This window comes from Tateyamaria sp. (assembly GCF_039940735.1).
Lineage (GTDB): Bacteria > Pseudomonadota > Alphaproteobacteria > Rhodobacterales > Rhodobacteraceae > Tateyamaria.
In genome coordinates this window covers 1-14,622 of sequence record NZ_JBDVGB010000039.1, presented here as the reverse complement: position 1 = coordinate 14,622, position 14,622 = coordinate 1, and the positions used below count along the sequence as shown (strand labels likewise).

At 54.7% G+C, this 14,622-nt stretch carries 15 protein-coding genes and 1 pseudogene; 11 read left to right on the top strand and 5 right to left on the bottom strand.

The genetic code is table 11. The features are described from left to right. From mepA to arfB, 4 genes are all read left to right on the top strand, one after another. Complete coding sequence (gene mepA / locus ABJF76_RS07675) at nucleotides 1–930, top strand: penicillin-insensitive murein endopeptidase (RefSeq protein WP_413818871.1); 930 nt, start codon at nucleotides 1–3, stop codon at nucleotides 928–930. Beyond that, nucleotides 903–1,736 carry an esterase-like activity of phytase family protein gene (locus ABJF76_RS07670; RefSeq protein ID WP_413818872.1) on the top strand — a complete coding sequence of 278 codons (834 nt, stop codon included), beginning with the start codon at nucleotides 903–905 and terminating at the stop codon, nucleotides 1,734–1,736. The genes mepA and ABJF76_RS07670 overlap by 28 nt, the downstream gene beginning before the upstream one ends. Nucleotides 1,737–1,797: 61 nt before the next feature. Then, on the top strand, nucleotides 1,798–2,430 hold the full coding sequence (locus tag ABJF76_RS07665) for a queuosine precursor transporter (protein ID WP_413818873.1): 633 nt from the start codon (nucleotides 1,798–1,800) through the stop codon (nucleotides 2,428–2,430). Nucleotides 2,431–2,690: 260 nt separating this feature from the next. Beyond that, complete coding sequence (gene arfB, locus ABJF76_RS07660) at nucleotides 2,691–3,113, top strand: alternative ribosome rescue aminoacyl-tRNA hydrolase ArfB (RefSeq protein WP_413818874.1); 423 nt, start codon at nucleotides 2,691–2,693, stop codon at nucleotides 3,111–3,113. Here the strand turns inward: arfB and ABJF76_RS07655 are convergent. Next, nucleotides 3,110–3,289, bottom strand: coding sequence for a hypothetical protein (locus ABJF76_RS07655; protein ID WP_413818875.1), 180 nt, complete (start codon nucleotides 3,287–3,289; stop codon nucleotides 3,110–3,112). The two genes, arfB and ABJF76_RS07655, sit on opposite strands and share 4 nt — an antisense overlap. Before the next feature lie 199 nt (nucleotides 3,290–3,488). Here ABJF76_RS07655 and ABJF76_RS07650 point away from each other — a divergent pair, with 199 nt between their 5' ends. Then, a complete protein-coding gene (locus ABJF76_RS07650; protein ID WP_413818876.1) occupies nucleotides 3,489–4,412 on the top strand; it encodes a DMT family transporter in 924 nt (307 codons plus the stop codon). Here ABJF76_RS07650 and ABJF76_RS07645 read toward each other — a convergent pair. Both ABJF76_RS07645 and pncB read right to left on the bottom strand, forming a co-directional pair. Beyond that, entirely contained in the window at nucleotides 4,378–5,160 is a 783-nt protein-coding gene (locus tag ABJF76_RS07645) for a hypothetical protein (RefSeq protein ID WP_413818877.1), read from the bottom strand. The two genes, ABJF76_RS07650 and ABJF76_RS07645, sit on opposite strands and share 35 nt — an antisense overlap. A 120-nt stretch (nucleotides 5,161–5,280) precedes the next feature. After that, nucleotides 5,281–6,573, bottom strand: coding sequence for a nicotinate phosphoribosyltransferase (gene pncB, locus ABJF76_RS07640; RefSeq protein ID WP_413818878.1), 1,293 nt, complete (start codon nucleotides 6,571–6,573; stop codon nucleotides 5,281–5,283). Between the two features lie 171 nt (nucleotides 6,574–6,744). On the opposite strand from pncB, the gene ABJF76_RS07635 reads away from it, so the two are divergent. Beyond that, nucleotides 6,745–7,362, top strand: a complete 618-nt coding sequence (locus ABJF76_RS07635) for a hypothetical protein (RefSeq protein WP_413818879.1) — start codon at nucleotides 6,745–6,747, stop codon at nucleotides 7,360–7,362. On the opposite strand, the gene pncA is transcribed toward ABJF76_RS07635, so the two are convergent. Further along, on the bottom strand, nucleotides 7,359–7,955 hold the full coding sequence (gene pncA, locus ABJF76_RS07630; RefSeq protein WP_413818880.1) for a bifunctional nicotinamidase/pyrazinamidase: 597 nt from the start codon (nucleotides 7,953–7,955) through the stop codon (nucleotides 7,359–7,361). The genes ABJF76_RS07635 and pncA overlap by 4 nt on opposite strands. Before the next feature lie 85 nt (nucleotides 7,956–8,040). On the opposite strand from pncA, the gene ABJF76_RS07625 reads away from it, so the two are divergent. Then, nucleotides 8,041–8,964 (top strand): rhodanese-related sulfurtransferase, encoded by a 924-nt coding sequence (locus ABJF76_RS07625; RefSeq protein ID WP_413818881.1) that lies wholly within the window; start codon nucleotides 8,041–8,043, stop codon nucleotides 8,962–8,964. Nucleotides 8,965–9,046: 82 nt separating this feature from the next. On the opposite strand, the gene ABJF76_RS07620 is transcribed toward ABJF76_RS07625, so the two are convergent. Continuing rightward, nucleotides 9,047–10,261, bottom strand: a complete 1,215-nt coding sequence (locus tag ABJF76_RS07620) for an MFS transporter (protein WP_413818882.1) — start codon at nucleotides 10,259–10,261, stop codon at nucleotides 9,047–9,049. Nucleotides 10,262–10,389: 128 nt separating this feature from the next. Here ABJF76_RS07620 and ABJF76_RS07615 point away from each other — a divergent pair, with 128 nt between their 5' ends. From ABJF76_RS07615 to ABJF76_RS07600, 4 genes and pseudogenes are all read left to right on the top strand, one after another. Then, nucleotides 10,390–11,232 (top strand): flagellar motor protein MotB, encoded by an 843-nt coding sequence (locus tag ABJF76_RS07615; RefSeq protein ID WP_413818883.1) that lies wholly within the window; start codon nucleotides 10,390–10,392, stop codon nucleotides 11,230–11,232. A gap of 102 nt (nucleotides 11,233–11,334) precedes the next feature. Further along, the gene (locus ABJF76_RS07610; RefSeq protein WP_413818884.1) at nucleotides 11,335–12,636 is read left to right on the top strand and encodes a flagellar hook protein FlgE; all 1,302 of its coding nucleotides are present in this window, start codon (nucleotides 11,335–11,337) and stop codon (nucleotides 12,634–12,636) included. Between the two features lie 43 nt (nucleotides 12,637–12,679). Beyond that, nucleotides 12,680–14,134, top strand: a complete 1,455-nt coding sequence (gene flgK, locus ABJF76_RS07605; RefSeq protein ID WP_413818885.1) for a flagellar hook-associated protein FlgK — start codon at nucleotides 12,680–12,682, stop codon at nucleotides 14,132–14,134. Between the two features lie 2 nt (nucleotides 14,135–14,136). Beyond that, nucleotides 14,137–14,622, top strand: a pseudogene (locus ABJF76_RS07600) (flagellar hook protein); the annotation flags it as partial.

The following is a 14,622-nucleotide window of genomic DNA, read 5'->3' as shown; positions in this document are numbered from 1 at the left end:
ATGACTTCGTTTAAACGTTCCCTTGCTTTGGTCACGTCTTTGCTGCTTTGCGCGTGCGCGGGCGGTGCGGGCACCGACATCGACGGAACGCCGACCGCTGACGTAGATCCGGCTACTTTGCAGCACATCGCCAAGGGTCAGTTTGGCAGCAAACGCCGCGCCTCGATCCAAGACCCTGCCCCGATCGGCAGCTATGCCAAAGGCTGCATGGCTGGTGCACAACAGCTGGCTGAAACCGGGCCCACATGGCAAGCGATGCGGCTGTCCCGCAACCGCAACTGGGGCCATCCGGAACTGGTCGACATGGTACAAAGCTTAAGCCGAAAGGCCGCCGCGCAACCCGGTTGGGCCGGCCTTTATGTCGGCGACATGAGCCAGCCGCGTGGTGGGCCAATGCTAACTGGACACCGCAGCCACCAAATCGGGCTAGATGCGGATATCTGGATGCTCCCGGCACGCAATCTGACCCTTAGTGCGTCAGAACGCGAAAATATCTCGTCCATTTCGACACGGCGCGCCGCCGGTGCGTTCACCAATTCCAACTGGACCCGCTCCCATCACGAAATCATCAAAGCCGCGGCCAGCGACAAACGCACTGCGCGCATCTTTGTTTTCCCCGGCGCCAAGGTACAGATGTGTAAAGATGAGAAAGGCGACCGGGCATGGCTGAACAAAGTGCGCCCATGGTACGGTCACCATTACCATTTCCATGTGCGACTGAAATGCCCACGCGGTGCGCGCGGTTGCGTAGATCAAGCCGCTCCGCCCGCAGGTGACGGCTGTGCAGATGCGCAGCAATGGGTGAACAACATCCTGAACCCGCCCCCACCACAGCCACGTGATCCAAACGCACCCGCCCCGAAACCACGCCGTGAACTGCGTGTCGGAGACCTGCCACAGCAATGCGCTGGCGTCTTAGCCTCGCGCTGATCCTTGCGCCTTGTCTGGCCCACGCTGACCCGCTGACGTTTCAGCGGGCCACGCCGTTGCGATCAGACTTGCTCGGCTTTGGTGGGTTATCGGCCATCGAAATGCAGGGACCAGACAACGCCATTGTGCTGTCGGATCGTGGGCAGGCGTTCACCCTGACTTTTGACCCGGACAAGCGCCAACCCAAAATTTCACCAACAGCCCAGCCCCGCCCGCATCGCGACAGCGAAGGACTTGCTTATGCCGGGGGTACTTTGTTTTTCAGCTATGAAGGCCCTGGCGAAATCGTGACGCGCTCCGGCACCACATTGCCCAACCACCCCGACTTTGTCGGATTTCATAACAACGGATCGCTTGAAGCTTTGGCAGGCGCGCCAGACGGTACACTTTACACCCTGCCAGAACGCAGTGGGAATCCAACACATCCCTTTCCGATCTATCGTTTTCGCAATGACGCATGGGACATCATCGGCCACTTGCCGCGCCAAGACGCGTTTCTGCCAGCAGGCGCAGACATCGGGCCTGATGGTATGCTTTACATCCTTGAACGCGCTTTCGGCCCATTGGGTTTCCGCAGCCGCATCGTGCGCCTTGATCTTAACACCGCGCCCCTTCGAGCAGAAACCTTGCTGACCACTCCGCCGGGTCGGCATGATAACCTTGAAGGGCTAACGATCTGGCAATCGCAAAGCGGTGCCACATGTTTGACAATGGTATCCGATGACAACTTTTTACCCGTGCAACGCAGCGAATTGGTGGAATACGCCCTGACAGAAACGCTTGCGCAGGATGCATCCTGTGACTAAGACGCCCGAGTTCAATACCGAACCAAGTCGCCGCAACCTTGCAAAAAACGGGCATATATTTATGACACGCGCACATCTTCCCGGCATCCTTGCCATGGCCGCCATCGTGGTGGCATCTAACATCCTTGTACAACATCTGTTCGGCAATTGGCTGACATGGGGGGCATTCACCTACCCGCTTGCCTTTCTGGTGACGGACGTGATGAACCGCGTCTATGGCGCGCAGGCCGCACGTAAAGTCGTGTTCGCGGGGTTTCTGGTCGGGGTGGTTTGTTCACTGATCGGCACTCAAGTCATGCTTCAAGGCGACGGCTTCACCTTTCCTGCCGTGACCTTGCGCATTGCCATTGGTTCGGGCCTTGCTTTCCTGACGGCGCAATTGCTTGACGTCGGGATCTTTGCCGCACTGCGCACAGGGGTGTGGTGGAAAGCGCCTTTGGTGTCGACCCTAGTGGGCAGTACCGTTGATACCGCTCTGTTTTTCACGATCGCTTTTTCAGCTGGCTTGACCTTTATCGAACCCGGGAATGACGTATCTTGGGCGGGCGAAGTGCTGCCGATCCTTGGCTTTGGCCCTGCCGCGCCGCTTTGGGTTTCGCTGGCAATCGCGGACTGGGCGGTCAAGCTGACCCTCGCGCTTATTGCTTTGGCACCTTTCCGTTGGATCACGGCTCGCGTGGCACACACCGCATAAAAACGTTGACTTATCCCTCAGCTGTGCAAAGCTGAGGGTGAGTTCAACAAATGAAAAGGAGGTGATCCAGTGTCAAGAAAGGTATTGGAGCGACGTGTCGGAACAACTTGGGAGGTCGCCAGCTAGGGCAACCCCTTGCGGTGCAGATCGCCAAGTTGGTCGGTTGACCTAACCGACACAACCTCCGAAACATTTCGAGAAGGGCCGCCCTAAAAAGGGTGGCCCTTTTTCGCATGCCTCAGACAGGGTAAGACAAACACATGCTGCGGATCAACGACACCATCACAATCGAAGACTGGGAACTGAGCGAGCAATTTGTGCGCGCATCAGGGCCGGGTGGGCAGAATGTGAACAAGGTTGCAACGGCCGTGGAACTTAGGTTTGAGGCCGAGCGTTCGCCTGCCCTGACGGGGCCGATCAAAACGCGTTTAAAACGCTTGGCGGGCCGACGATGGACCCTTGAGGGCGCGTTGATCATCCAATGTGATGAAACACGCAGTCAGGCCCGTAACCGTGACATCGCGCGACAACGGCTTATCGAGTTGATTCAAAAAGCACTTGTGGCGCCCAAACGCCGCATTGCCACACGACCCACATTGGGGTCGAAAAAACGTCGGCTCAAAGCCAAAAAAGTAAGGGGCGACGTCAAGGCCATGCGTGGACGCGTCGACCCCACTGATTAACTCAAAGACAACAAGTCGATCGAGGACCGCGTCGACGTCGCGCCACCAAGATCAGCGCCAAAATCGCTAAAATTCAGGGGCACGGTCTGCGTGCGCGTGACACTTTGCGCCTGATCTCCGCAAGCCGAAACGACTGTTGCTGCGGTAAGGGTTGCGACCAAGAAAATACGTTTCACTTTACTATCCAATACATCTGATTTGCTTTGTATTGATCTCAATATGACTACGAAATGTGGCAGCCGTGGGGCATCTGTTCGACTTTTCACGACAGTTTGCGTGTTCTTCCACGGATTGATGCCGTAAATGCATTAGCAGCTGCGTTCTTTCTGCTAAAGCTAGCGCAGCGACCAACTCATTTTGCGAAAGAGGCCCCTTGTGCGCCCAATAGACCGGACAGGCTTTGCCATTTGTCTTAGCTTAGTGGCGCTTGTTTTGTTCGATTCAATGGGACTGGTGATCAAACACTTGTCTTCAGCCTATTCGGCGGCGGAACTGTCGGCATGGCGCAATCTGTTTGGCATTTTCCCTGCCATTGTTGCGCTGTTCCTGTCTCGGCAATGGCATCGCGCTGGGCGGCGCTGGCGCATCCGACAATGGAAATTAGCGCTTGGGCGTGGTGCGGTAGTTACGGTTGCACAGCTCTTTTTCTATCTATCCCTGGGTCTGATGGAATTCGCGACGGCATCGACGATCACCTATGCCAATGCATTGTTCATGACGGCCCTCGCCGTTCCGCTGCTTGGGGAACAAGTTGGGTGGGTGCGTTGGTCTGCGGTTCTGATCGGGTTTGTCGGGGTCATTCTGGTCATGCAACCGGGGTCGGACACCTTCACGCCCGTGGCGTTGCTGCCGTTGGCGGCCGCCGCATTTTATGCGTTTGTCGGCGTCAGTGCCCGGATGATGGATGACGATGTGCCCAGCGCATTGGTCAACCTTTATGCGTCATGCGCATCACTGGTTGGGGCATCGCTTGTCGCGCTTTCGTTTGGCGGATTTACCCCAATCCAAAGCAGCACTGATATGGCTTGGCTCATTTCGATGGGCGGGTTCGGCGGCACTGCCGTTCTGTTTCTTGTCATCAGCTACCGCATGACCGAACAAAGCAACCTAGCGCCTTTTAGCTATTTCGGCATCCCGCTGGCGTTTCTTATGGGGTGGCTGTTCTTTGACGAAACACCTTGGTCCACCCTATTTCCCGGGGCTCTGTTGATCGCAGTCGGTGGTTTGCTGATCATCTGGCGCGAACGGAAACGTAGTCGGTCTACTAACGCAGCTCTCCCGACCGAGGGGCCGCGTTAAGCGCAACGCGTTCGTCTTGCGCAAACGACAATGGCCCTATCGGAGAAATCGTCGACCGGGCGGAATGTGCCTCCCGCCCCAATTGGTTGGCGGCATTCAAGTGCCAATCCAAACCCGATTGTCCTTGCTGCATGGCAACGGTCATGTTCCGGCTTGCAACTTCGGTCTGCTCGATGGTCAAGGTCAACGCCTCTGCAATCGTGGCACGGCTTTCACGAATGGCACGCACGCCATTCTCATATTCCTTTTGTGTCACAGCCCGCGTGGCACGACGAATCTGCAAATCGGCCAGTTCTGCATCCTGTTCTGCCAACAGTTCGGGCAGGCTTAGCTCTATGGCGGACATTTGACCGTTCATGCCGCGAATGCTGCGCACCAGTGCATTTGCGGACACCAATTCGACACGCTGCGCGACCTCGCGTTCACCTTTGGCGCGCCCAACAGCGGCACCCGCAACGCCACCTGCTGCCGCCCCAACAACGCAAGACTGTGCGCTGCCCACTGACAGCGCCGCCAAGCCACAGGTCACCGCCGCCCCTGTCACCGCGCCGCGCACCGTCGAGCGACGCACCAATTGGTCTGCCATGAGGTTTAGCGCATTGGCCTGTTCTTGGATCGCCACGGCATCAGCGTTTTGGCTGAAAGATAAGTGATCGGTATTGGACCGCGTGACATCCTGTCTTACCACTCCACACCCACTCAAGACGACCGCGACGGTAAGTGACGATACAAGGGCTGCAATGCGCATAATGTGACCTGCTCAATAGATTTTTTAGTTTTGTTGCCATGAATCTAAAAAGCAAATGTGGTCAGATTGGGGCACTGCCCTAATTTTGGAAACAATACCCCCCGATTTAGGTAACTGTGTTCAAACAACAACAGCCTGTTTGTCCTGTGTTCCGACGTCAAAGACGCGCTTATAACGCGCTATCTCGTCTGCCGGGCCCATCGCTTTGTTGGGATTGTCTGACAGTTTAACTGTCGGGCTGCCATTGGCCGACACTGCTTTGCACACCATTGAAAACGGGGCCAAGCGGTCATCTTGGGTCAATCCCTTAAAGTCATTGGTTAACATTGTGCCCCAACCAAAGGACACCTTGACCCGGCCTGTGAATTGCTGGTGCAACTCGATGATCTTTTCTGCATCCAGCCCGTCTGAGAAGATCACCAATTTATCGCGCGGGTCTTCTCCGCGTTCTTTCCACCACTTGATCGCGTTTTCCGCGCCCGTGGCCGGATCGCCGCTGTCAATCCGAATGCCCGTCCAACTTGCGAGCCAATCCGGCGCGTTTTTCAGAAAACCGGGCGTGCCATAGGTGTCGGGCAGGATGATGCGTAGATTACCATCATGTTCATCCTGCCAGTCCTGCAACACGTCATATGGCGCACGTGCCAGTGTCGCATCGTCCTTGGCCAACGCGGAATAGACCATCGGCAATTCATGCGCATTGGTGCCGATCGCCTCAAGGTCGCGGTTCTTGGCAATCAGACAGTTCGAGGTTCCTGCAAAAGCCCCTGCCAACCCTTCGCCCATTGCCTGCACACACCAGTCTTGCCAGAGAAAGCTGTGACGGCGACGTGTGCCGAAATCTGCCACCCGTAGACCTTCGTGTGTCCGCAATCGTTCGATCTTTTCCCAAAGCTTGGTCATGGCGCGTGCGTAAAGCACCTGCAGTTCAAAGCGCCCCATGTCATTCAGCACGGCACGTCCGCGCAGTTCCATTAGTACGGAAAGCGCCGGGATTTCCCACAGCATGACTTCTGGCCATGTGCCTTCAAAGGTCAGTTCATATTGATCACCGCGCCGTTCCAAATGATAGGCCGGCAGGCGTAAAGCTTCGAACCAGTCCATGAATTCCGGCGTGAACATCTGCCGTTTGCCATAAAATGTATTGCCGCGCATCCACGTGCTTTCACCCCGGCTCAACGACAACGAGCGGATGTGATCCAACTGTTCGCGCAGCTCACCCTCATCGATCAGATTGGCCAATGGGATATGAGTGGACCGGTTGATCAGGCTAAACGTGACCTGCGTGTCCGGCTTGTTGCGAAACACCGATTGGCACATCAACAGTTTATAAAAGTCCGTGTCGATCAAGGACCGAACAATTGGGTCAATCTTCCATTTGTGGTTCCAAACTCGTGTGGCGATATCGACCATGGTGCGTATTTCCTCATCCGGCGCTCGCCTGTTGTGCCAAGTCGCATGGCAAGGGGCAAGAGCCGCACATTGGATCGGCAAACTTGCATGAAACAGTATTTCGCTGCACGCTATGCCTCAGGACGTTGGTCCTGACATTTTTATTAAGCGATATTTTAGAAAGGAAACATTATGGCAGAGGCCGAAAACCCACTTACCCCGATCCACGACAAGGTCGTAAAAATCCGTTCAAGCCTGTACGATTTTCTGCGTAACGTATTGACCAAGATGCGGCCCGTGTTGCGATCCTTGGTCAGCTTCATGTCTGAGGTGCGAAAAGCCGCCAAAGACTTCGCCAAGGCAGTTGGCGACCAAGTCGTGCAAAACATCATAACAGCGGGTGATCAGTTGCTGAAAGTCGCCATATTTGTCGACAAACAAGTTATAGAAACGATCAAAATGGCTGATAAAATCTTGGCCATCATTCGCAAATCGAATTCTGCGCCGGAAAAAGCATTCAAGATCGTCAAAACCATGACGGCCCGACTGGCCAAATTGTTCCGCACAGTCCTTTCAAAAGTGTTTGAGGTGGTGACAGTGCTGAACCCCATCGACATCGCGCTTAGCCTTATCAACACGATGAAGAGAATGTTGCAGATGGTCTTTAAATGGGTCGCTCAAGTCGGCCAGATTGCAAGCGGCGTGAAAAGAGCAAAAAACCTGATCAAAAAATCGGTCAAACAGCTTAAGACCGAAGCCAAAGAAGTGACCAAATTGGTCAAAGACGTGAACAAATTAAAGCCAGCTTAGGTCAGATTGACCCCTGCCTTTGCCATCCCCGCCTGTGCCGCCGCCAGCGATCCGTCCAGATCAATGGCGCGGCACAGATCCATGCGTACGTTCACCTCGAAACCCAATTTTGCAGCATCCACAGCAGAAAAATTCACGCAAAAGTCTGTGGCCAATCCCGCCATAGTCAACCGCGTGATCCCGCGCGTGCGTAGATAGCCTTCAAGCCCTGTGGGCGTTTCACGGTCATTTTCAAAGAACGCAGAATAGCTGTCGATCCCTGCTCGATACCCCTTGCGCACGATCATATTCGCCCGGTTTACGTCTAAGTCCGCATGAAACGCGGCCCCGCCACTGCCTTGAATACAGTGATCCGGCCACAACACCTGCGGCCCATAGGGCATATCGATCACCTCGTATGGACCAGACCCGCTGTGGCTGCTTGCAAAGGACGAATGCCCTTTTGGGTGCCAATCTTGCGTCAAGACCACAGCGTCAGCATCCGCCATCAGCGTGTTGATACCTTGAACGATCAAATCGCCCTCGGGGACCGCCAAAGCGCCACCAGGGCAAAAGTCGTTCTGCACATCGATCACGATCAAAGCATGGGTCATGGGCGGCTCCTGCATTTGTTTCACAAATTATCGCATCCGCCGCCCCTCTTGCACAAGTGCCAGTGCATCGCCTATCTCACGCCCCATGTTCACAATCGCTGCTCTTTATCATTTCACACGCTTCAGTGACCCGGCGTCGCTTAAACCGCCGCTGCTGACACTGTGCGAAACCCACGACGTGACAGGATCGCTGTTGCTTGCCCCCGAGGGTATCAACGGCACAATCGCCGGTCCGCGTGCTGGCATTGACGCCGTACTTGGCCATATTCGCGCCCTGCCTGGATGCGAAGCTTTGGAATGGAAAGAAAGCCACAGCCCAACGCCCCCATTCGGCAAGATGAAAGTCCGTCTCAAACGCGAGATCGTCACCATGGGTCAACCCGATGTCGATCCCGCCGCACGCACAGGCCACTATGTCGAGGCTGCCGACTGGAACGACTTGATCAACCGCGAAGACGTTGCGGTGATCGACACCCGCAACGATTACGAAGTCGCCATCGGCACGTTCAAGGGCGCCATCGACCCCCAAACTGCCAGCTTCGGCGAATTTCCGGAATGGTGGGAAGCAAACAAACACCGCTTCCACAACAAAAAGGTCGCGATGTTTTGCACCGGTGGCATCCGCTGTGAAAAGTCCACCAATTACCTGCTTGGCCAAGGGGTGGAAGACGTCTTTCACCTAAAAGGCGGGATTCTGAAATATCTTGAAAACGTACCGCAAGAAGACAGCACTTGGGACGGATCTTGTTTCGTGTTTGACGGACGGGTCAGCGTTGGTCACGGGCTAGAAGTCGGGCCACACCACCTGTGCCACGCCTGCCGCCGCCCTATTCTGCCTGCGGATCGCGACCGCCCTGAATATGAAAATGGGGTGGCTTGCCATCACTGTGCCGAAGAAACGAGCGAACATGACAAAGCCCGATTCCGCGAACGCCAAAAACAAGTGGCACTGGCGCGAAAGCGGGGTACTTCGCACCTAACCGGCAAAATGGTCCCGGATAAAAATTAGACCCCAACAGATGCAAAGTAAGGCGGAGGTGTCCTCCGACCTAGCATCGCAAGCAGATAGAACATCATAGCGCGAACTGCCCTCAGGCAGGTTGCAACGCCGTCCGCGAACGGCTCTGCAGCAGCAACCACACCATGATGGCAATGTTCATTCCGTTCCACAAAATACCGTTCCAAAACGCCATCTCGTAGCTTCCGGTCACGTCGTAAATCCAACCCGACATCCAACCGCCCAGTGCCATGCCCATAATCGTCGCCATCAGCACAAAACCGACCCGCGCGCCTGCTTCTCTGGCCGGCATATATTCACGTACGATCAGTGCATAGCTAGGTACAATCCCGCCTTGGCTCAGCCCAAATATCAAGCTGACCACGTACAGCGACACCAATGCGTCTGAAGGCAGATAAAGCGCCAAGGCAATGGCTTGTAACACCGACCCCAACAGCAGCGTTTTCACACCTCCAAGCCGGTCGGCCAACAACCCAGACAACAACCGTGACCCCACACCACCCAGCAGCATCAACGATAGCATCTCGGCCCCTACCGCAGGGCCATAACCAAGATCGACACAATAGCTGACGATATGCACCTGTGGCATCGACATCGCGACACAGCACCCGATGCCCGCCAAACCCAACAGCCACGCCAATGCCCGCGGTGACAAACCCGAGGAACGACGTTTTGCAGCTGACGCTGATTCCGCCGTTTCATGCGCGCTGTCGGGCACTTGACGGCGCAATGCAAAGGCCAATGGGATCACAATAACCAAAGTCGCGCTTGCCAGTACAGCATAGGCCGTTCTCCAGCCGCTATCCGTCAAAATACCGGCTAGCAAGATCGGCCAAATCGCGCCTGACAGGTAATTCCCACTGGCCACGATCGCCACAGCAATACCGCGACGTTTCATAAACCAGTGCGAGATATCAGCGATCAACGGCCCAAAACCAACAGAGGTCCCAAGACCCACAACGAACTGAGCCAGAGCCAGCGCAAGAATAGACCCGCTTGCGATCGCCAACCCATAGCCCCCCGCGATTCCGACAGCACAGACGATCAAAACAGGTGTCACGCCCCACCTATCCACGGCCCGCCCCACGACGAAATTACCAATCCCAAAGCCGACCATGGTCAATGTATACGGCAAGCTTGCCTCGGCTCGGCCGACACCGAATTCAACCTGTACCGCAGGCATAATCACGATAATCGCCCACATCCCAACGTTGGCCACCGTCGCGATGGCTAAGGTCAGGGCAAGCCGTGTCCAAGAATATGCGCTGTCATGGATCGATGTCGTCATGAAGACATCTGCGCGCGTTCCTTTGGTTTGTGCAAGAGCGCAGTATAAATCGTGACAATTCTATCTGTTAAGGCAGGCGAAACCCGTGTCCGCTAAACCTCGTCTTGGGTGAAAATGAGGTGTGGGAAATGAGTGTGCAAGCAAATGCGCAACCTATCATCATCAAGCGCAAGAAAGTTGTCGGTGGCGATGGCCACCACGGCGGTGCTTGGAAGGTGGCATATGCGGACTTCGTGACTGCGATGATGGCGTTCTTCATGTTGATGTGGCTGTTGAATGCAACGACAGAACAACAAAGAAAAGGTCTGGCAGATTACTTCTCGCCGACGATCCCAATCAGCCGGGTGTCTGGTGGCGGGGATGGCAGCTTTGGTGGCGATTCTATATTTTCTGAAGAAACGTTACCGCATAATGGCACTGGCGCGTCTGCGCAGCATCCTACGGAAGCGCGCGAGGCACGAGGCGAAACCGGTATGTCAGATACCGGTGACGAAGTCGCCGCTGCCCAAGACGAAGTCTTCGAAACCATTGAAGAAATGTTGACTGGGCATGGCGGTGAATCCAGCGTCATGGAAAATGAACTCCGGCATATCTCGACGCGTGTCACCGACGAAGGGTTGGTCATTGAAGTGTTCGCATTGCCGGACCGCCCTTTATTTGATCTGGGTACGAACCGCCCATCCACTTTATTGCGTGATGTCGCGCGATTGATCTCGAATGCTGCAAGGTCCGTCACAAACACCATAGCCGTCGAAGGGCACGTTCCAGCGCAGCCCCTCGTCGTGGCAAACAATTCGACTTGGGACCAATCTGCTGAACAAGCCAGTATCATGCGAAAGCTCTTGGAAGATACCGGCACGGCACCCAATCGGATGCAACGGGTTACCGGTCATGCTGATCGCGAACACGCAACGCGCAACCCAATGGCGATCCGAAACAACCGGTTGGAAGTTGTCTTACTCAGGGAATGAACTGAACACCTGAATAGATTGGATTTGATCTGTTAGCCTGACGTTAAGCAGGGGCACCTATCTGTTGGCTCAACCAAGTTGATACAGCAGAAAGGCGTGTCTATGACTATTTCTTCATCTCTCAACGCAGGGGTTGCAGGACTTCAAGCGAATGCGACGCGCCTTGCGGCCATTTCGGATAACATCGCGAATTCATCAACCTTTGGCTACAAGCGAGTACAAACTGACTTTCATTCTATGGTCATATCATCGGATGGCGGCACCTATTCTGCGGGTGGCGTGCGGGCAACCACTTCGCGGTTGATCGATCAAAGCGGTTCCCTTGTGTCGACCTCAAACGCAACTGACCTTGCTGTACGAGGGCGCGGATTTTTGCCTGTTGCACAGGCATCAGAGGTCGTGGTTGGCAACGGTGATCCACAAATGTTCCTGACGACAACAGGGTCGTTTCGTACAGACGCCGACGGCTTTTTAGTGTCTGAGTCTGGACTCGTCTTGCTGGGCTGGCCAGCGGAGTCTGATGGCTCTGTACCAACATTTCCACGCGATACTTCTGCAGGACTGGAACCAGTACAAATCAACGTAAACCAATTTTCAGGCGAGCCCACGACGACGATGTCGCTTGGCGTTAACCTGCCAGCGACAGACACAGATGCGGGCTCGTTTGGTGATGTTCAGTTCTTGTCCGTTGAATACTTTGATAATCTTGGCACGTCAGAGAATATCAACATCAGTTTCACGCCGACTGTACCCGCCAATGGCTCGTCAAATGAGTGGACAGTTCAATTCACTGATTCCGCGCTCAACAATGCTGTCATTGGCGAATACGTTGTGACTTTTGATGACAGCCGAGCATCTGGTGGTACGCTTGCATCCGTTACAGCTGTGAGCGGAGGAGCATACGATCCCACTACAGGCAACTTAATTGTCAATGCCGAAGGCGGACCGTTGGAAATCAACATCGGTACATTGGGCGACAATGACGGCATCACTCAACTGTCCGACAGTTTCGCCCCAGTATCCATCTCTAAAGACGGGTCACCTGTTGGCAACATGACCAACGTCGAGGTGGACGCAAATGGATTTGTGACTGCGTTCTTTGACACAGGGATCAACAGTACAATTTATCAAATTCCATTGGTCGACCTACCAAACCCCAACGGCATGGTCGCACTGGATCAACAGACCTATCAAGCTTCTCCCGAAAGCGGAAGTTTCTTCCTATGGGACGCCAGTGATGGTCCAACGGGCGATATTGTCGCCTTTGCACGCGAAGAATCGGCTGTCGACGTCGCTGGTGAATTGACCGCTATGATCCAGACGCAGCGCGCCTATTCGTCGAATGCCAAAGTCATTCAGACCGTCGACGAAATGCTGCAAGAAACGACAAACATCAAACGGTAAATCTGTCCGGGCTTAGGCCCGGATCACCCCGAAAGGTTGTCACATGACAATTACCAGCGCTCTCAATTCGGCCATGTCTGGCCTTCAAGCCGCAAGCCGTGCCTCAGAACTTGTGTCGAGCAACATCGCAAATGCGCTGACGCCTGGATATGCGCGCCGTACCCTGTCTGTCAGTTCAGCAACGAACGGAAGCGGCGTTGGCGTACAAATCAACGGTGTGACTCGGTTTGTCGACACACAGGTTATTGCAGACAGAAGGTTGGCCGGATCAGAGTTTGGTTATCGGGCAACGACTTCAACATACATGACTAGGATCGAAGATTTGGTAGGAACCCCAGATCAAGAGGGATCACTTTCTGCTCGACTCGCCGATCTTCAAAACAACCTCATTACGGCCAGCAGCCGCCCAGATGCCATTGAACGTTTGAACAACGTAGCATTTAGCGCAAGTGACCTGGCGGCAACAATCAACTCAGTTGCGGACGGCATCCAAGAGGCCCGCACTGAGGCGGAAAATAATATCACCGATCAAGTCACCCGTTTGAACGATGCATTGCGGGGTGTCCAAGAACTCAATTCGGCAATTGCACGGGCGTCTGTGCGCTCTGGAGAGTCCGCATCTTTGCTAGACCAACGACAAGTACTCGTCGACGAAATTAGCGAAATGGTTCCTGTGCGAATGATCGACAGAGATCATGGCGTTGTCGCGCTATATTCAACCGGTGGCGCAATCCTGTTGGATGGAAGCGCCGTGGAAATCGGGTTTGAATCCGCGAATACCGTGACTCCTTACATGTCCATAGATGACGGAACGTTGTCAGGTCTGACAATTAACGGGTACGCCACGAGCACATCTTCAACTTCCGGACGCTTGCACGGAGGCACGCTCGGTGCCCAATTCGAAATTCGAGACGAGCTATCACCCGCAGCTCAGTCTCAGATTGACGCTCTTGCACGTGATTTAATCGAACGTTTCGAAAGCACGAGTGTGGATCCCACACTTACCGCAGGACAACCTGGACTATTTACGGATGCGGGCGCTTCACTCGATGTCGCCGTTGAAACTGGCCTCGCCAATCGTCTTTCACTAAATGCGCTGGTCGATCCCGCGCAAGGCGGCGAGGCATGGCGCTTACGAGATGGCTTAGGCGCATCCGCACCCGGCGCGTCTGGTGACGCAACGCTACTGAACACAATGTCAGACGTTTTAACGGAAACCCGAACTCCGTCTTCGGGAGTTTTTGGGCCTGTGGCCCTCTCGGCTTTTGATGTCGTGACCGGCATCGCATCCGAACTTGGATCCGGTCGCTTGCGAGAAAACCAATTGCTTAGCTTTGCGTCAGCACAATTCTACGAATTGACTGAACACGAACTGGCCAACGGCGTCGATACAGATGTCGAACTACAGAATCTGTTGATCATTGAACAAGCTTACGCCGCAAATGCACGTGTAATCGAAACCGTAGATGAGATGTTCGACACATTGATGAGGCTTTGAAGATGAGTAATTTTTCACTTGGCGATCTGGCTCAAACGTTCATGTTGCAGCGGCGTGGCGCAGCGCTCAAAACAGAGATGGCACGCCTGAATGAGGAGGTGGCGACCGGGCAAGTAAGTGACATCAAGTCGGTATTGGCTGGCAATGTGGCTTACCTTAGCGACCTCGAAAATGATCTGACTTCGTTGGCGGGCTACAATATTGCGACGTCGGAAGCCACGCAATTTTCCGAAGCTATGCAAACCGCACTTGAACGCATGCAGTCCAGCGCGAGCAGCCTAGGTACGACCCTGCTCACAAGATCTACCAGCGCGATCGGACCGGTACTTGATCAATTTTCGACCGAGGCGCTCTCGGAATTAGAAACCATCGTCAGCGCACTTAACACCAAAAGCGCCGGTCGTAGTGTATTCGCAGGCAGCGCTACAGATCAGCAGGCACTTGCAGGCGTCGACGCAATTCTATCTGGTGTACGGGCTGCCACTGCT